General features: G+C 71.8%; 14 protein-coding genes. 5 read left to right on the forward strand and 9 right to left on the reverse strand.

The genetic code is table 11. The annotated features are described in order from the left end of the window. The first annotated feature begins 60 nt into the window (after positions 1–60). On the forward strand, positions 61–822 hold the full coding sequence (locus tag A4R25_RS10035) for a M23 family metallopeptidase (RefSeq protein ID WP_176722804.1): 762 nt from the start codon (positions 61–63) through the stop codon (positions 820–822). Positions 823–882: 60 nt separating this feature from the next. Here A4R25_RS10035 and pcrA read toward each other — a convergent pair whose 3' ends face one another. After that, on the reverse strand, positions 883–3,276 hold the full coding sequence (pcrA, locus tag A4R25_RS10040) for a DNA helicase PcrA (RefSeq protein ID WP_064446564.1): 2,394 nt from the start codon (positions 3,274–3,276) through the stop codon (positions 883–885). Between the two features lie 288 nt (positions 3,277–3,564). Here pcrA and A4R25_RS10045 point away from each other — a divergent pair, with 288 nt between their 5' ends. Beyond that, a complete protein-coding gene (locus tag A4R25_RS10045; RefSeq protein WP_064446565.1) occupies positions 3,565–3,918 on the forward strand; it encodes a chorismate mutase in 354 nt (117 codons plus the stop codon). 73 nt (positions 3,919–3,991) lie between these two features. Here A4R25_RS10045 and A4R25_RS10050 read toward each other — a convergent pair whose 3' ends face one another. The 7 genes from A4R25_RS10050 to A4R25_RS10080 all read right to left on the reverse strand — a co-directional run bounded on the left by A4R25_RS10050 (position 3,992) and on the right by A4R25_RS10080 (position 12,364). After that, on the reverse strand, positions 3,992–5,008 hold the full coding sequence (locus A4R25_RS10050) for an ABC transporter ATP-binding protein (protein ID WP_043328351.1): 1,017 nt from the start codon (positions 5,006–5,008) through the stop codon (positions 3,992–3,994). Then, positions 5,001–6,029 (reverse strand): ABC transporter ATP-binding protein, encoded by a 1,029-nt coding sequence (locus A4R25_RS10055; protein WP_043328350.1) that lies wholly within the window; start codon positions 6,027–6,029, stop codon positions 5,001–5,003. The genes A4R25_RS10050 and A4R25_RS10055 overlap by 8 nt, the downstream gene beginning before the upstream one ends. Before the next feature lie 25 nt (positions 6,030–6,054). Then, positions 6,055–7,038: an ABC transporter permease gene (locus A4R25_RS10060; RefSeq protein WP_064446566.1), complete on the reverse strand. Its 984-nt coding sequence runs from the start codon at positions 7,036–7,038 to the stop codon at positions 6,055–6,057. Between the two features lie 75 nt (positions 7,039–7,113). Next, positions 7,114–8,040, reverse strand: a complete 927-nt coding sequence (locus tag A4R25_RS10065; RefSeq protein ID WP_013288523.1) for an ABC transporter permease — start codon at positions 8,038–8,040, stop codon at positions 7,114–7,116. A gap of 146 nt (positions 8,041–8,186) precedes the next feature. Then, complete coding sequence (locus A4R25_RS10070) at positions 8,187–9,830, reverse strand: ABC transporter substrate-binding protein (protein ID WP_064446567.1); 1,644 nt, start codon at positions 9,828–9,830, stop codon at positions 8,187–8,189. Positions 9,831–10,413: 583 nt separating this feature from the next. Next, positions 10,414–11,091, reverse strand: a complete 678-nt coding sequence (locus A4R25_RS10075; RefSeq protein ID WP_030501521.1) for a response regulator transcription factor — start codon at positions 11,089–11,091, stop codon at positions 10,414–10,416. Between the two features lies 1 nt (position 11,092). Next, entirely contained in the window at positions 11,093–12,364 is a 1,272-nt protein-coding gene (locus A4R25_RS10080) for an ATP-binding protein (RefSeq protein ID WP_082930979.1), read from the reverse strand. A 155-nt stretch (positions 12,365–12,519) separates the two neighbouring features. Between A4R25_RS10080 and A4R25_RS10085 the strand changes: the two genes are divergently transcribed. From A4R25_RS10085 to A4R25_RS10095, 3 genes are all read left to right on the forward strand, one after another. Beyond that, entirely contained in the window at positions 12,520–14,361 is a 1,842-nt protein-coding gene (locus tag A4R25_RS10085) for a PspC domain-containing protein (protein WP_064446568.1), read from the forward strand. Beyond that, positions 14,358–14,759 carry a hypothetical protein gene (locus A4R25_RS10090; RefSeq protein ID WP_064446569.1) on the forward strand — a complete coding sequence of 134 codons (402 nt, stop codon included), beginning with the start codon at positions 14,358–14,360 and terminating at the stop codon, positions 14,757–14,759. The genes A4R25_RS10085 and A4R25_RS10090 overlap by 4 nt, the downstream gene beginning before the upstream one ends. 159 nt (positions 14,760–14,918) lie before the next feature. Beyond that, positions 14,919–16,166: a phosphatidylserine decarboxylase gene (locus tag A4R25_RS10095; RefSeq protein WP_043330939.1), complete on the forward strand. Its 1,248-nt coding sequence runs from the start codon at positions 14,919–14,921 to the stop codon at positions 16,164–16,166. A 57-nt stretch (positions 16,167–16,223) separates the two neighbouring features. Here A4R25_RS10095 and A4R25_RS10100 read toward each other — a convergent pair whose 3' ends face one another. Then, entirely contained in the window at positions 16,224–17,138 is a 915-nt protein-coding gene (locus tag A4R25_RS10100) for a phosphatidylcholine/phosphatidylserine synthase (RefSeq protein ID WP_043328345.1), read from the reverse strand. Positions 17,139–17,263 lie beyond the last annotated feature (125 nt).

Consider the following 17,263-nt stretch of genomic DNA (forward strand, 5'->3'; position numbering starts at 1 on the left):
ACCACCTGCGCCGACACCAGTATTTCGTGGTCACGTGCCCCTCGACTGGTGAAGGATCCCGTGCAGCACAGCAGCCCCACCCCGGACAACGCTCCCGCCCGGCACCGGCGTCCGCGCCGCGCCCGGCGCACCGCATACGTGGTCACCGGCGCGGTGGCCCTGCTCGGCCTCGGCATCGGCGGCGTGGTCACCGTCGCCGACCGGTCCGCGCCGACGCCGGCCGCCGTCGACCTCGGCGTACAGGCCCGCGTCGACGACGCGGCCCGCGCCGACCGCTCGGCCCGCGAACCGATCACCCCGTCCGCCGTCCCCGCCAGCCCCGCGCCGAGCCCGAGCGCGACCACCCCGGCGCCGAAGAAGACGGCCACCGCCAAGCCCAAGCCGAAGAAGACCGTGGCGAAGAAGGCGGTGGCGAAGAAGCCGACCTGGGTCATCCCGATGAAGGGCGCGGACATCACGTCCTGCTACGGGCCCCGCTGGGGCACCCAGCACGCCGGCATCGACTTCGCCATGCCGGCCGGCACCCCGATCCACGCCGCCGCGGCGGGCACCGTGGTCAAGGCCGGCGACGTGGGCGACGGCTACGGCATCTCGGTCTTCATCGACCACCACAACGGCTACCTGACCCACTACGCCCACCAGAGCCGGCTCGCCGTCGCCGTGGGCGACAAGGTCACCGCCGGTCAGGTCATCGGCTACGAAGGCTCCACCGGCGACTCCACCGGCCCGCACCTGCACTTCGAGGTGCACCAGGGCGCCATGTGGAACCAGATCGACCCGGCGCCGTTCCTGCGCGCACGGGGCATCGACGTGGCCTGCTGACCGCGCCACGACAGGGGCAGGGCCCGGTCCGGCCACGAGCCGGACCGGGCCCGCTCACGCTCAGAGCTTGTCGATCGGGGCGTGCCGCAGCACCAGCCACATCGTCTGGTCGCCGAAGTCGATCTGCGCCCGGGCGCCCGGCCCGGCCCCCTCCACCGCCAGCACCCGGCCCAGGCCGTACCGCTGGTGGTTGACCCGGTCCCCGGCCGAGACCTTCGGGGCCTGCTTCAGCTCACTCGCCGTGGACAGCCGGCTGGCGTCCACGCCCAGCCGCTTCGCCAGCTCGGTCGCCTTCGGCGTGCCGCCGGCGAAGCCGCCGCGGCCCAGGCGGTCCGCCCGGCCGCCGACGCCGCCGCCCCCGCCACCCCACGAGGTGTACGACCCCTCGGTGCGCTCCCAGCGGACCAGCTCCGGCGGCAGCTCCTCCAGGAACCGCGACGGCGGGTTGTACGCGGGCGCGCCCCACGCCGACCGGGTCACCGCGCGGGACAGGTAGAGACGCTGGCGGGCCCGGGTGATGCCCACGTACGCCAGCCGCCGCTCCTCCTCCAGCTCCCGGGTGTCGCCGAGCGAGCGCAGGTGCGGGAAGACGCCGTCCTCCAGGCCGGTCAGGAAGACCACCGGGAACTCCAGGCCCTTGGCCGTGTGCAGCGTCATCAGCGTGACCACGCCCTGGTGGTCCGGGTCGTCGGAGGGGATCTGGTCGGCGTCGGCGACGAGGGCCACCTGCTCCAGGAACCCGGCCAGGGTGGCCCGCTCGTCCTCGGCGCCGAGCGCCTCGATCCGTTCGGTGTACTCCCGGGCGACGCTCACCAGCTCCTGGAGGTTGTCCACCCGGCCGGCGTCCTGCGGGTCGAGGCTCTCCTCCAGCTCGGCCAGGTAACCCGAGCGGGTCAGCACCGCCTCCAGCACCTCCTCCGGCGTGCCGGTGGCGGCCAGCTCCCGCGCCGCGTCGAGCAGCGCGACGAACTCGGCGATGCCGTTCGCGGCCCGGGTGGAGATGCCGGGTGCGTCCTTGGCCCGGCGCAGCGCGGCGCCGAAGGAGATGCGGTCGCGCGCGGCCAGCGCCTCCACGCACGCCTCGGCCCGCTCGCCGATGCCCCGGCGCGGGGTGTTCAGGATCCGCCGCAGGCTGACCGTGTCGTCGTCGTTCACCACCGCGCGCAGGTACGCGAGCGCGTCGCGGACCTCCTTGCGCTCGTAGAAGCGCACCCCGCCGACCACCTTGTAGGGCAGGCCGACCCGGATGAACACCTCCTCGAACACGCGGGACATGGCGTTGGTGCGGTAGAAGACGGCCACGTCGCCCGGGCGGGTGTCGCCGTCGTCGACCAGCCGGTCGATCTCGCGGGCGACCCAGTCGGCCTCGGCGTGCTCGGTGTCGGCGACGTACCCGACGATCTGCTCCCCGGCCCCGGCGTCGCTCCACAGCCGCTTCGGCTTGCGCGAGGTGTTGCGGTCGATGACCGCGTTCGCCGCGTTGAGGATGGTCTGGGTCGAGCGGTAGTTCTGCTCCAGCAGGATCGTGCGGGCGTCGGTGAAGTCCCGCTCGAACTCCAGGATGTTGCGGATGGTCGCGCCGCGGAACGCGTAGATCGACTGGTCGGCGTCACCGACCACGCACAGCTCGGCCGGCGGGATCCCCTCGGTGCCGGAGACCAACTCCTTGATCAGCACGTACTGGGCGTGGTTGGTGTCCTGGTATTCGTCGACCAGCACGTGCCGGAACCGCCGCCGGTAGCTCTCCGCCACGTGCGGGTGCGACTGGAGCAGGTGCACCGTGGTCATGATCAGGTCGTCGAAGTCCAGCGCGTGCGCCTCGCGCAGCCGCCGCTGGTAGAGCGTGTACGCCTCGGCCAGCGCCCGCTCGTTCGGCCCCTTGGCCCGGCCGGCGAACTCCTCCGGGTCGACCAGCTCGTTCTTCAGGTTCGACACCTGGGCGGCCAGACCCCGGGCCGGGTAGCGCTTCGGGTCCAGGTCCAGCTCGCGGGCGACCATCTGCATCAGCCGGCGCGAGTCGTCCGCGTCGTAGATCGAGAACGTCGACTTCAGGCCGGCGTGCTCGTGCTCGGCCCGCAGGATGCGTACGCACGCGGAGTGGAACGTCGACACCCACATCATCCGGGCGCGCGGGCCGACGAGCGCGGCCACCCGCTCCTTCATCTCGCCGGCGGCCTTGTTGGTGAAGGTGATCGCGATGATCTCGCCGGGATGCACGTCCCGGGCGGCGAGCAGGTAGGCGATCCGGTTGGTCAGCACCCGGGTCTTGCCGGAGCCGGCGCCGGCCACGATGAGCAGCGGGGAGCCGGCGTGGGTCACCGCGTCCCGCTGGGGGCCGTTCAGGCCGTCGAGGAGGGCCTGCGGGTCCGACCCGGGGGCCCCGGGGCGGCGCGGCGGGGTCGGCCGGGACTCCGGCGCAGGCGGGGACGCGGGGATGTCGAAGAGAGGATGCATCGCAGTCCGAGTCTATGCCGTCGGCCGGACACTTCCCCGCCCGCGCGGCCGGTCGGCGCCCGGCGGCACGTCTCACCTGTTGGTGCGTCTTCTTGCGCGCCCGCCCGGGTGGTCGGCATACTCGACGACGTGTTCGATCAGCGCTTCTACTTTTACTACGGCACCGGGAGTCCGGCAGCCGTGGGTCGCGCCTGATCACAGACCTACGAAACGCCCCGGGCTCGGAGAGCCCGGGGCGTTTCCGTCCCGGGATCCGGGTACCGGGCCCGAGCCCCGAGAGGGACGACGATGATGACTGACGTGGTGGAGTCCAGCGGCAGCCCGGCGCGCAACGGCCGGCCGACCGACGCCGACCCGAGCGGCGCCGCGGCGTCCCGGACCGGCACCGACGACGCGACGGCCGCCGAGCGGATCGGTGAGATCCGGCGGCGGATCGACGAGATCGACAGCACGCTCATCGCGCTCTGGCAGGAGCGGGCCGCGCTCTCCCAGGAGGTCGGCGCGACCCGGATGGCCTCCGGTGGGACCCGGCTCGTGCTCTCCCGCGAACGGGAGATCCTGGAGCGGTTCCGGGCCGAGCTCGGCGCGGACGGCACCCAGCTCGCGCTCCTGCTGCTGCGCGCCGGTCGCGGCCCGCTGTGACGCCGTGACGCCCCCGGATACGACGAACCGCCTACCGGCGTCGAGTTGACGCCGGCAGGCGGTCCGGTTCGGTTCAGGCCGCGTCGTGGGTGACGACGATCTCCCGCTTCTCCGCGAAGTGGCAGGCGCTCGGGTGGTCCGAGCCCGGCCGGATCTGGAGCAGCGGCACCTCCTGGGCGCAGACGTCCTGCGCCTTCCAGCACCGGGTCCGGAACCGGCAGCCCGAGGGCGGGCTGACCGGCGAGGGGACGTCGCCCTGGAGCCGGATGATCGCCTTGCTCTCCCGCACCGTCGGGTCGGGCACCGGCACCGCCGACAGCAGCGCCTGGGTGTACGGGTGGGTCGGACGCTCGTAGATCTCGTCCTCGGTGCCGATCTCCACCATCTTGCCCAGGTACATCACCGCGACCCGGTCGGAGAGGTGACGCACCACCGACAGGTCGTGGGCGATGAAGACGTACGACAGGCCGAACTCGCCCTGGAGCTTCTCCAGCAGGTTCATCACCTGCGCCTGGATGGAGACGTCCAGCGCCGACACCGGCTCGTCGCAGACGATCACCTCGGGCCGCAGCGCCAGCGCCCGGGCGATGCCGATGCGCTGCCGCTGGCCGCCGGAGAACTGGTGCGGGTACCGGTTGATGTGCTCCGGGTTGAGGCCGACCAGGTCGAGCAGCTCCTTGACCTTGGTGCGCCGGCTGCCGCGCGGAGCCACCTCGGGGTGGATCTCGAACGGCTCGCCGATCAGGTCACCCACCGTCATCCGGGGGTTGAGCGAGGTGTACGGGTCCTGCATCACCAGCTGGATCTGCCGGCGCAGCCGCCGCAGCGCGCCACCGGAGAGCTTGGAGATGTCCTGGCCCTTGTAGAGCACCTGGCCGCCGGTCGGCTTCTCCAGGTTCATCAGCACCCGGGCCAGCGTGGACTTGCCACAGCCGGACTCGCCGACCACGCCGAGCGTCTCGCCGGCCTTGAGGTCGAAGGAGACGCCGTCGACCGCCTTGACGTGGCCGATGGTCTTCTTGAACACCACGCCCCGGGTCACGGGGTAGTGCTTGACCAGGTCACGAACCTCGATGATGTTCTCAGTCACGGTTCACCAGTTCCTCGGCGAAGTGGCAGGCGCTGGCCCGGCCGTTGCCCAGTTGCAGCAGCGGTGGGACCTTCTCCCGGCACACCGGCTGCGCCATCGGGCAGCGCGGGTTGAACGCGCAGCCCGGCGGGATGTTCATCAGGTTCGGCGGGAGGCCCTTGATCGTGCGGAGCTCCTGGCCCTTCTCGTCCATCCGCGGGATCGAGTTGAGCAGGCCGAGCGTGTACGGGTGTGCCGGCTTGCGGTACAGGTCGTAGACGTCGGCTTCCTCGACGATCCGACCGGCGTACATGACCGCGATCCGGTCCGCGACGTCGGCGACCACGCCGAGGTCGTGGGTGATCAGGATCATGCCCATCTGCCGTTCCCGCTGGAGCTCACCGAGCAGGTCCATGATCTGGGCCTGCACGGTCACGTCCAGGGCGGTGGTCGGCTCGTCGGCGATCAGCACCTCGGGGTCCAGCGCCAGCGACATGGCGATCATGGCGCGCTGCCGCATACCGCCGGAGAACTGGTGCGGGTAGTTGCTGAACCGGCCCTTGGCGTTGGGGATCTTCACCTGGTCGAGCATCTCGATCGCGCGCTTCTTGGCGTCCGAGCGGCTCATGCCGCGCCGGATGCGGAACTGCTCGGCGATCTGGAAGCCGACTGTGAAAACCGGGTTGAGGGCCGAGAGCGAGTCCTGGAAGATCATGGCGATGCCCTCGCCCCGGATCCGCCGCCGCTGCTCGGGGGACATGGTGAGCATGTCCTTGCCGTGGAAGCGGACCTGGCCGCCGGTGACGAACCCGGGCGGGGTGTCCAGGATGCCCATGATGGTCTGCGCGGTGACGCTCTTGCCGGAGCCCGATTCGCCGAGCACGGCGAGGGTCTCCCCCGCGTCGACGTGGTACGTGACTCCGTTGATGACCTTGGCGACGCCGTCCCGGGTACGGAACTCCACCCGAAGGTCGTCGACCTCGAGCAGCCGGCCCGAGGGGCGACCGGATCCGTCGGCGCCCGGCGCGGACTGCTCGGACACGAGAATGTCGGACAACTCAGTTCCCCTATCGAAGCTTCGGGTCGAGGGCCTCGCGGACCGCCTCGCCGAGCATGACGAAGCTCAGCACTGCGGCGACGAGGAACGCGGAGGGGAAGAACAGCAGGTACGGCGAGACCCGGATGTAGTTCTGCGCCTCGCTGATCATGATGCCCCAGGAGACGACCGGGGTCTTCAGGCCGATGCCCAGGAACGAGAGCGTGGCCTCCGCGCCGATGAACGAGCCGACCATGATCGTGCCGTAGACCAGAAGCGGGGCCAGGCAGTTCGGCAGCAGGTGCTTGAGGATGATCCGGCCGGTGCTGGCGCCGAGCGCGCGGGCCGCGACGATGTAGTCGGCCTCCTTGGTGGCGAGCACCGAGGAGCGCATCAGCCGCATCACCACCGGCCAGCTCAGCACGCTCAGGGACAGGATGACCAGGCCCATGATCGTCCACTCGCCGTTGTCGCTGCCGGACCCGTTGAACGTGGTCAGGATGACGATCGAGCCGAGCACGAACGGCAGGCCGAAGAAGATGTCCGCGACACGGGACAGCACCGCGTCCACCCAGCCGCCGCGGTAGCCCGCGATGATGCCCATCGTGCCGCCGACGAGCAGCGTCAGGACGGTGGAGACCACCGCGACCACGATCGAGGCGCGGGCGCCGTAGATGACCCGGGCGTAGACGTCGCGGCCCTGCACGTCGTAGCCGAACCAGGCGGCCGACGACGGCTCGACCCGGCTGCGGTCCAGCGAGCCGTTGACCGCGTCGCCGGAGGTGAACAGCCACGGGAACGCAGCCATCACGAGGAAGACCAGGATGATCGTCGCCGAGATCCAGAACAGCGGCTTGCGGCGCAGGTCGATCCAGGCGTCACCGAGCAGGCCACGCGGCTTGTTCTGCTTCGCGCTCTCCGGCAGGCCCGCGTTGGTGGGCGCGCCCGACCCCGCCTCGGTGGGCATGGTCGCGGGCGGCGTCGACACGATCGACGCGGTGTTCGGGTCACTCATGCCCGTACCTCGCTGCGCTCGGCGCGGGCGTGGTTGCCCGCGCAGACTGCTGGGACGTTTCGTACGCTGCGGCGGTCACTCATAGCGGATCCTCGGGTCGAGGGCGGCGTAGAGCAGGTCCACCACCAGGTTCATGATGAGATAGACGAGCACCAACACCACGACGATGCCGACAACGGTAGCGCTCTCCTTGGTGACGATCGAGCGGAGCACCTGCCGGCCGATGCCGTTGATGCCGAAGATGCCCTCCGTCACGATCGCGCCACCCATCAGCGCGCCGAGGTCGGTGCCGAGCAGGGTGACCACCGGGATGAGCGAGTTGCGCAGCAGGTGCACGCCGACCACGCGGCGCATCGGGAGACCCTTGGCGATCGCGGTGCGGACGTAGTCGGCACGCCGGTTCTCGGCGATGCTCGTACGCGCGACCCGGGCGATGTACGCCATCGATGCGCTTCCGAGCACGAAGCCCGGCACGATCAGTTCACTGAACCGCATCTCGTTGGACACGGTCGGGTTGATGATGCCCCACTTCACGCCGAGCAGCCACTGCAGCACGAAGCCGATGACGAAGACCGGGAGGGCGATCAGGAAGAGGGTGGAGACCAGGACCAGGTTGTCCAGGAAGCCGTTGCGCCGCAGGCCGGTGAGGATGCCGGCGCCGAGACCGATCACGGCCTCGATGGCGAGGGCGACCACCGCCAGCTTCAGGGTGTTCGGGTACGACGTGGCGATGATGTCGCTGATCTCGCGACCGCCGAACGTGATACCGAAGTCACCCTGCAGAAGGTTCTTCATGTAGCTGGCGTACTGCACCCAGATCGACTCGTCGAGGTTGTACTTCTCGGTCATCATGGCGCGGTAGTTCGGCGGGCAACCGCGGTCGCCGCACTTGCCGGCGAAGGGGTCACCGGGCACTGACCAGACGAGCCAGTAGATCAGGAACGTCGTACCGATGAACACCGGCACGAGTTGCAGCAGCCGTCTCAAGAGATAACGGCCCATGGGGTGGTCCTCCAGACAGGGAGCGCCGGGGCGGGCCGGCGCGGCGGCGACAACGTTGCGAGGGGTTCGTTGTACACCCCCTCGCGGAACGGCCCCGGGTCGGGCTCACCGGTAGGCGAGCCCGACCCGGGGTCAGAGCGTTCGGATCAGAGCTCGACCGAGGTGATGTCGAGCTCGCCGACGTTGGTCAGCTCGAGCTTCTTGATCTTCTCCGAGTGGCCGGACTGCTGGCCACCGAAGTAGATCGGCATCGACGGAACGTCCTGGTCGATCAGCTTGACGGCCTCAGCGAACTTCTTGTGGGCCTCCTCGATGCTGGGGGCCGCGGTGGCCTCCTTGGCGAGGGCGTCCACCTGCGGGTTGCTGTACTTGCCGTCGTTCGAGGAACCACCGGTGACGTAGAGCGGGTTGATCCAGTTCTCCACGTCCGGGTAGTCCTGCTGCCAGCCGGCCCGGTACGCGCCGGTCATCTTGTAGGCGTTGATGTTGGCGCGGAAGACCGCGAAGGTCGGCACGCCGACGGCGACCGCGTCGATGCCCAGGTTGGTCTTGATCTGCTGGGCGACGGCCTCCATCCACTCCTTGTGGCTGGCGTCCGCGTTGTACGACAGGGTCAGCTTGCCCTGGAAGCCACCGGACTCGGCGTAGAGCTTCTTGGCCTCGGCCACGTCGAACTTGCAGGCGGTGCAGTTGCCCGGCTCGGCGCCCGGGGTCAGCGGGTTGGCCCAGCTGTCGGCCGGCTTACGGGTACCGAAGAAGATCTTGTCGGTGATCGCCTGCCGGTCGATGGACAGCGAGATCGCCTTGCGCAGCTTCGGGTTCTGGAAGCGCTTGTCGTAGATCGGGAAGGCGATGATGCCGGTCGACGGGGTGGTCGAGGACATGGCCCGCTCGGCCAGGTCGGTCTTCCACTTGTCACCGGCCAGCGCGGAGACCGGAACCTGCTGCTGGAAGTCCAGGTTGCCGGCGAGCAGGTCGTTGTAGGCCGCCGTGTCGTCCTGGTAGATCTTGACGGTGACGTCCTTGATCTTCATCTTGTCGCGCAGGCTGTAGTCGTCGAAGCGGGTCAGCTTGATCTCGACGTCGTCCTGCCAGGAGACGAGCTTGACCGGGCCGTTACCGATCGGCTTCTTGCCGAACTCCGCCGGGGTGGTGGAGAAGAAGGCGTCCGGCAGCGGCACGAAGGCGCTGTAGCCGAGCTTGGTCGGGAACACGGCGGTCGGCGCGTTCAGCGTGACCTCGAAGTTCCAGTCGTCGACGACCTTGAGGCCGGACATGTCCTTGGCCTTGGGCTCCGGGGCCTTCTGCGGGCCGTCCGGGCCGTCCGGGTCCTCGGTGTAGACCTCGTCGAAGCCCTGGATGTCGGAGAAGAAGGAGGCGTTCTGCGCGCCGTTCGGGCCGTACGCCGCCCAGTTCCAGGCCTTGACGAAGCTCTCGGCCTTGACGGTGGTGCCGTCGTGGAACTTGGTGTTCTGCTTGATCTTGATCTTGAAGACCTTCGAGTCGCTCGTCTCGATCGACTCGGCGAGCAGGTTCTGCGGCGCCCCACCGTTGTTGGGGTACTCGACCAGACCGCTCCACATCCAGTCGATGATCGCGCCGCCACCGGTCTCGGTGGTGTTCGCCGGAACCAGGGGGTTCTCCGGCTGGGTACCGTCGATGACGATCGCGCCGTCCGAGCTGGCGCCGGCGTCGCCACCGTCGTTGTTCCCGCTGGAGCAGCCGGACGCGACGAGCGCGAATGCCGCGCCCACCGCGAGCGCGCCGCTCGCCCGCTTCGAGACTCTCATTCCGAGGGGCCTCCTCTTTCTTAACCTGGTTCCGTCGTGGGTTTCACGCACGTTTGGGGGTGACACCACCGGCGACCCGGACAAGCCGGACGTCGGTTTACCGCAGAGGATTTCGGGACACCCCAGGGGTACCGATCCGCCGGGCGCCACACCTTGGACGTGGGCACCGCGCAGGGTCGACAACCACGCGGCGACGCTGGTGGCGGCGTCCACGTGGTCGGCAGGCCCGACGAGATGCCTCACACCGGGGGGTGAGGTGCTGCCACTGTGACACCCACCGGCCCTTTCCGTGAAGGTGCCGTTATCAAGACGTTAGTTGCCCGCCACGTTGCCGATACTTGAGAAAAGATCACAAAGCGTACGGACGATAGGGCCCTGAACAGGCAAGACGGGCACATGGAGGTTGACGGGCATCCCTGCCGCCCGCATGCGCTGTGACGTGGACCGCGCCCGCTCCGGGCCGTCAACGGGCGCACGGCTGCGGCTTTTTTGTCCGTCCGGAGGATACCGACGTCGACTGTGCGGACAACAACGACCCCCCGGGGGGACGATGCCTCCCAGGGGGTCGCCGAGCGACGTGAGCTCAGACCAGGCGGCGGTCGGCAGCCCAGCGGGACAGCTCGTACCGGTTCGACATCTGGAGCTTGCGCAGGACGTTGGAGACGTGCGTCTCGACCGTCTTGATCGAGATGTACAGCTCCTTGGCGATCTCCTTGTAGGCGTACCCGCGGGCGAGCAGCCGGAGCACCTCGCGCTCCCGGTTGGTGAGCTGGTCCAGCTCGGGGTCGGCCACCGGCGCGTCCGGCCGGGACGCGAACGCGTCAAGCACGAACCCGGCCAGCCGGGGGCTGAACACGGCGTCGCCGTCGGCCACCCGGCGGATCGCGTCGGTCAGCTCCTCCGGGGAGATCGTCTTGGTGACGTAGCCCCGCGCGCCTGCCCGGATCAGCCCGATCACGTCCTCGGCGGCGTCGGACACGCTCAGCGCGAGGAACCGCACCTGCGGGTGGGTACGCCGCATCGCCTCCAGCACCGCGCGGCCGCCGCCGTCGGGCATGTGCACGTCGAGCAGCACCACGTCCGGCGCGGTGGCCGCGATCCGGGTCACCGCCTCGGCCACCGAGCTGGCCTCGCCGACCACCTCGACCCGCGCGCCCAGCTCGGCGCGCACGCCGGCCCGGAACATCGCGTGGTCGTCGACGAGGAAGACCCGCAGCGGCCCGCGCGGCGCCGTGCCCTCGACCGGTTCCTGCTCGGACATGTCACCTGTCCCTTTCCGCCGTGGAGCCGGAGCCGCTGATCGGCAGGATCAGCCGGACCTCGGTCCCTTCTCCCGGCTCGGACCGGATCTCCGCCCGGCCGCCGTGCCGCTTCATCCGCCCGATGATCGATCCTCGGACGCCGTGCCGGTGATTCTCCACCGTATCCGGGTCGAAGCCCTTGCCCCGGTCCCGGACGAAGACGCTCACCTGCTCCGGCTCCACCTCGGCGTAGAGCGACACGGTCTGCACACCGGCGTGCCGGGCCGCGTTGACCAGGGCCTCCCGGGCGGCGGCCACGAGCGCGCCGACCCGCTCGTCGGTCTCCCGGTCGCCGACGACCACCGCCTCGACAGTGATGGCGAACGTGTCCTCCACCTCGGCGGCGGCCTGCTCCAGCGCGGCCGCGAACCGCTCGGTCGGCGAGGCGGTCGGCTTGTAGAGCCAGTTGCGCAGCGAGCGCTCCTGGCCACGGGCCAGCCGCTGCACCGTCTTGACGTCGCTGGCGTTGCGCTGGATCAGGGCCAGCGTGTGCAGCACCTGGTCGTGGACCATGGCGGCCAGCTCGGCCCGCTCCTGCTCGCGGATGCGTCCCTCCCGCTCCGAGCGGAGCTGGTTCCAGGTCCGCCAGAGCACCGGGCCGGTCACCACGCCGACGCCGGCCAGCCCGACCAGCGCGAAGATCACGCCGTTGAGCACCGCGTCGAAGTTCTGCGCCGGGGAGTAGACGGCCGCCACGCCGATGATGCCGACCGCGACGAGCACGCCGCCGCCGATGAAGCGCAGCACGAACGCGCGCCGGTCGGTCTCTTCCACCACCGCGCCCAGCCAGGGCACCGCCGCGTCGCCCCACTGCCGGCGCCGCTCCGGCCCGGACTGGTGCCAGATGACGCCCGCGCCGACCGCGATGATCGCCACCAGCCAGCCGGCGGTGCCGGCCGCGCCCACCGAGTTGAAGGCGAAGACCTGCAACAGCAGTACGCCCAGCCCGATCGCCACGAACGGCAGCAGCTGGGTCAGGTCACGGCGCGGCGGGACGGCGGTGTCGCCGGGGCGGGGTGGCACCACCGCCCAGAAGGCGGCGTACAGCAGCAGCCCGAGGCCGCTGAGCCCGAGCAGGACCATGAACGCCATCCGCACCCGCAGCACCGGGATGCCCAGGTGCTCGGCGATGCCCGCGGCCACCCCGGCGGCCAGCCGGTGCTCGGTGGCCCGGTAGAGGCGCGGGGCGTGCGGGGCAGGGGTGCTGCTGATCGGAAACTCCCAGGTCGAGATGGAGAGGGCGGCGGCGCCGACGCTCAGATCGTCACACGGCGGCGACGTCCCGGACCACGGGGACGCCCCGGACTTTCGCCACCGGCGGATCTCAGGGTGGGGTCAGGGTCGGGTCCTGAGGCAGTCCGGGCGGCCGGGCAAGCAGTATCGGAGGCATGACCGAGGACGCTGCCCGTCCGCCCCGCCCCTGGGCGGCAGCACAGGACGCCCCGCCGCCGCCCCCACCGGGGTCGGCGCCCCCCACCGACCACGCGACCACGCCGCCCGGCGGCGGCGCGCCGTTCACCGGCCCGCCACCCGGGGGGTACGCCCCGCCGCCCGGCGCCGCCGGCTTCACCACCCGGTACGGGCTGGTGCGCCCCCGCGAGGGCCGCTACCTGGCCGGGGTGTGCGCCGCCATCGGCCGGGCCACGAACACCGACCCGGTGCTGTGGCGCGTGCTGCTGGCCGTGCTCGGCTTCTTCGGTGGCATCGGCATCATCGTGTACGTCGCCGGCTGGCTGATCATCCCCGGCGAGGGCGACACCGCCTCCCCGGTGGAGGCCATGCTCGGCCGCGGCCGGTCCAGCATGTCCCCGATCACCGTGATCGTGCTCGGCATCGTGGTGGCGCTCGGCTTCGCCTACGTCGTCACCGACGGGTTCCGGGCCATCCTGCTGGGCGCGGTGATCCTGATCGGCGGCGCGCTGCTGCTCAACCGCGAGCAGCGCGGCCCGGGGCAGCGGCCGGCTCAGCCGGCACCGCCGCCCGGCCCGGTGCCGGGTCCGGTGCCGCCGGTGGCCTGGCCCGCGCCGCCGGCCCCGGGCACGTGGACCGCGGGGGCCGCCGGGCCGCCGTGGACCGCCGCGCCGCCGGTCGGTACCACGCCACCGGTACGCCCCGAAGCGGCGTCGTACGCCGCCCACGCCGAGCCCGGCTACCCGCCGGCCGGCCGCACCGAGCCGGGCTATCCCCCGGCGCCCGCCTCCGAGCCCGGCTACCAACCGGCGTCCCCGTCCGGCCCGGGCCACCCGGCGACGCCGGGGCGCGAGCCGGGCCTGCCGGAGGCCGGGACGAGCTACCCGACGCTCCCGGCGCCGGGCTGGCCCGCCGCGGCCGGCACCCGGCCGGGCTGGTCCGAGCCGACGACCGCCGCGATGCCGCCGGTGAGCGGTCCGGTCGCGGACACCGCCACCTGGCCGGCCTACGGCGCGGCGCACTCCTGGCCGGGTGCGCCAAACACCGGCGCCCCGCTGGGTGAGCCGGCCGCCGTGCCGCCCCCCGCGCCGGTGGGCGCGCCGCTGCCGCCCGGCGGATACCGCCCGCCGTTCGCCCCGCACGGCCCGTACGCCGGGTCGCCGCCCTCGCCACCGCCGGGCCGGCCGCCGCGACCGCCGAAGCGGCCCAAGGAGCGGTCCCCGCTCGGCGCGATCACGTTCTCGCTGATCTTCCTGGCGCTGGGCGTGGTGGCCATGCTCGACCTGCTCGACGTCTTCCCGGTCGGCGCCGCCGGCTACTTCGCCGCGGTGCTCGCCACCATCGGCCTCGGCCTGCTCGTGGGCACCTGGTTCGGCCGGGCCCGCTGGCTCATCGCCCTCGGCCTGGTGACCGCGGCGGCGCTCGGCATCGCCACCGTCGCCGAGTCCTACGACCGGGTGCGCGGCATCGACGGCAACGTCACCTGGGCGCCGACCGACCTGCGCGACCTGGCCGACCGGTACGAGAACAACCTCGGTGACGCCGTACTCGACCTGCGTGGGATCAACTTCGACAAGCAGGACGTGCAGGTGACCCTCGACGTGAACCTCGGCAACGCCACAGTGGTCGTACCGCCGGACGTGGACGTGACAACCGTCGCCGAGGTGAACGCCGGTGACGCCTCGGTCTTCGGCAAGCGCAGCGGCGGGCTCGGCAACCGCCAGTGGGAGAGCACCGACACCGGCGCCGACGGCCCCGGCGGGGGCAAGCTGCGCCTCTACATCCACGTGAACGCCGGCAAGCTGGAGGTGACCCGATGAAGGCGCACCGCACCGACATCGTGTCGTTCGCTTTCGGACTCGTCTTCCTCGGCCTGTCCGTCTGGTGGCTGCTGGCCCGCATCCTCGGGCTGTCCGTACCTCCGGTCGGCTGGTTCCTGGCCGGCGGCCTGGTCCTGATCGGGTTGCTCGGGCTGATCGGCGCGCTGCGCTCGGGGCGGGCCGCGGAGCAGCCCGCGCCGACGGAAGCGACGGTCTCCGCGCCGTACCGGGACGACAGCCCGGCCGGCGACGGCGAGACGACGTCCGACGTGGCCGACGAGTGGGCCACCGAGGCGACGACCGACGACGCGGGGCCCGCCACCCGCGAGATGCCGGCGGTGGACCCGCCGGCGGACGAGACACGCGAGGAACGGCGTACGCCGGGCGACCCGGCCTGACCGCGCCACTGCGGGGCCCTCGGAACGCGGCCTATGCTGGTCGGCGGAGATCTCGCCTCCGCCGGCCGGCCCGCGCACCCGACCACGCCGGAGCCGCCGGTCGGGTCGCCGGAGAGCCGCCGCCCGTCCGTCCGCTACCTCGTCAGGAGCCCGCCCGACATGACCCAGTCCCCCGCCGTGCGCGTCACCGGTCCCTCCGGTGCGGTCCGCATCGGCGAGCGCGCCGCCCGCACGCTCGTCAGCGAGTTCGCCCGGCGTAACGACCCGAAGGCCGGCCTGCTGGTCGGCGCGACTCCGGAGTCCGCGGTGCTGGCCGCGGCGATCGAGGCGCTGCTACCCGGCGACCGGCTCACAGTGGTGCCGGCGGAGGGCGCCGCGGCGGCCGCGCTGCGGGAGCACGTCACCGCGCAGGGCCGTTGGGTCGCCGACCGGGTACGGGTGGTCGACACCCTCGCCGAGGCGGACGCCGCCGCCGTGGTGGTCGTCGCCGAGCCGTTCACCGGCACCGCCGAGCAGGCGCGTGCCGCTGTGGACGGGCTGACGAAATACCTGGCCGACGGCGCGGTGCTGAGCGTCGCCGCGCCGCTGTTCCGCACCGAGGGCGCGGACGGCGAACTGGACCGACAGGGCGTGCTGCACGGCGTACGCACCGACCTGGTGCTGCGCAACACCCCGCCGGTACGCGTGCACCACCTGCGGTTCACCCCGGCGCCGGTCGCGCTCGCGGCCTCGCTGTCCCCGGCGTACCGGCCGTCGAGCGTGCCGCTGACCCGGGGCATGCACATCGACTCGAACGGGGTGGCCGCCGCCGGCATCACGCTCGGCCTGGCCGCCCTGGCCCGGGCCGCCCGCCCGAAGTCGAAGCTCTGGCTGCTTCCGGCGCTGGCCGCCGCGCCGGTGGCCGCGTTCTTCCGGGACCCGGAGCGGGACGTGCCGGAGGACCCGTCGGCAGTGGTCGCCTCGGCGGACGGCCAGGTGCTCTCCGTGCAGCGCCTGCAGGACGAGCGCTTCGGCGACGGCGAGTGGCTGCGGATCGCGGTGTTCCTGTCCGTGCTGGACGTGCACGTCAACCGCGCCCCGGTGGCCGGCAAGGTGGTGGACTACTTCGTCGCCGACGGCGGGTTCGTCAACGCCATGAAGCCTGATGCCGAGCACAACGTGGCGGCGTACACGGTGCTGGACACCGACCACGGCACCGTGGTCGTGGCGCAGCGCACCGGGCTGATCGCCCGCCGGATCGTGCAGCGGGCGCCGGTCGGTTCGCTGCTGGCCCGGGGTGAGCGCTTCGGCCTGATCCGGTTCGGCTCGCGTACCGACGTCTACCTGCCGGCCGACGCGGCGGACCCGCTGGTCGGTCCGGGCGACAAGGTGGTCGGCGGCGCGACGGTGATCGCCCGCTGGCGCTGAACGCCGGACACGAAGAAGGGGCGCCGCTGCGGCGGCGCCCCTTCTGTCGTTCTCGGATCAGGCGGTACGGCGCTGGTGCAGCCAGAGCAGCGGCCCGCTGACCAGGTAGCCCACCACCACGAGGGCGAACGTGAGCCGGATGTCGACGAGCGCGCCGATCACCGGGGCCAGCCAGAGCCACGGCGGCAGCTTCAGCAGCCGGGCGAGCTTGGCGTACGGGAAGCTCGACACCATGGCGAAGGCGAGCAGCGCCACGCCGGCCACCATCACCAGGCCGGGGACCGGCACGCCGATGGCCACGGTCAGGGCCAGCACTGCCGCCGCCATGGTAGTCGGCACACCGCAGAAGAAGCGGCCGTCCTTCGGCGAGACGTTGAACCGGGCGAGCCGGATCGCCGCGCAGGCGGCGACGAGCGCGCAGGAGACCGCGGCGGCTGCCGGGGGCACCGAACCGGCCAGCGAGGCGTAGACCACCACCGGCGCGGCGAGGCCGAAGGAGCACATGTCGGCGAGCGAGTCCATCTGCGCGCCGAACGGGCTGGCCACGCCGAGCTTGCGGGCCAGCGCGCCGTCGAGGCCGTCGAACGCGACGCACGCGATCAGGCAGATCGCGGCGATCTGCACGTCACCGCGCATGGCCAGGAAGATGGCCAGCATGCCGAGCATGAGGCTGCTCAGCGTGCACGCGTTGACGAGCGCGAACTTGACCCGGCGGGCGGCGGTGCGCTCACCCGGCAGGAGCGGGATCGACATCGCCGATGACTCGTCGTCGACCGGGGCGGCCGGGGCGAGCGCCGGGCTGACCGGGCGTACCACCTCGATGTCGGTGTCGAGCCGGCCGTAGCGGAGACGCTGGCGGTCTGCGTAACGGTGGTCGGGGGTGACCAGGTCGGTCCCCGGAACGGCCGCGCCGTCCCGGCGGCCCACCCGGACCAGCAGCACCTGGCGGGCGAACGTGCTGCTGCGGCGCAACCGGCCCGCCCAGCGACGCCCTGCGGGGCGCGGACTGTCAGTCGTACGACGCCGGCGCCATGGGGCTCTCGGCACGTTTCCTCCATCACCGGATCGGCTGGCCGCCCTCGACGGGGCGGGTGTCC

Source organism: Micromonospora sp. NBRC 110037 (assembly GCF_001652995.1).
Taxonomy (GTDB): Bacteria; Actinomycetota; Actinomycetes; order Mycobacteriales; family Micromonosporaceae; genus Micromonospora; species Micromonospora chalcea.

Excerpts from the sequence above, each read along its gene's own strand:
- pcrA (WP_064446564.1), bottom strand. The coding sequence starts at position 3,276 with ATGCATCCTCTCTTCGACATCCCCGCGTCCCCGCCTGCGCCGGAGTCC.
- A4R25_RS10045 (WP_064446565.1), top strand. The coding sequence starts at position 3,565 with ATGATGACTGACGTGGTGGAGTCCAGCGGCAGCCCGGCGCGCAACGGC.
- A4R25_RS10060 (WP_064446566.1), bottom strand. The coding sequence starts at position 7,038 with ATGAGTGACCCGAACACCGCGTCGATCGTGTCGACGCCGCCCGCGACC.
- A4R25_RS10065 (WP_013288523.1), bottom strand. The coding sequence starts at position 8,040 with ATGGGCCGTTATCTCTTGAGACGGCTGCTGCAACTCGTGCCGGTGTTC.
- A4R25_RS10070 (WP_064446567.1), bottom strand. The coding sequence starts at position 9,830 with ATGAGAGTCTCGAAGCGGGCGAGCGGCGCGCTCGCGGTGGGCGCGGCA.
- A4R25_RS10075 (WP_030501521.1), bottom strand. The coding sequence starts at position 11,091 with ATGTCCGAGCAGGAACCGGTCGAGGGCACGGCGCCGCGCGGGCCGCTG.
- A4R25_RS10085 (WP_064446568.1), top strand. The coding sequence starts at position 12,520 with ATGACCGAGGACGCTGCCCGTCCGCCCCGCCCCTGGGCGGCAGCACAG.
- A4R25_RS10090 (WP_064446569.1), top strand. The coding sequence starts at position 14,358 with ATGAAGGCGCACCGCACCGACATCGTGTCGTTCGCTTTCGGACTCGTC.
- A4R25_RS10095 (WP_043330939.1), top strand. The coding sequence starts at position 14,919 with ATGACCCAGTCCCCCGCCGTGCGCGTCACCGGTCCCTCCGGTGCGGTC.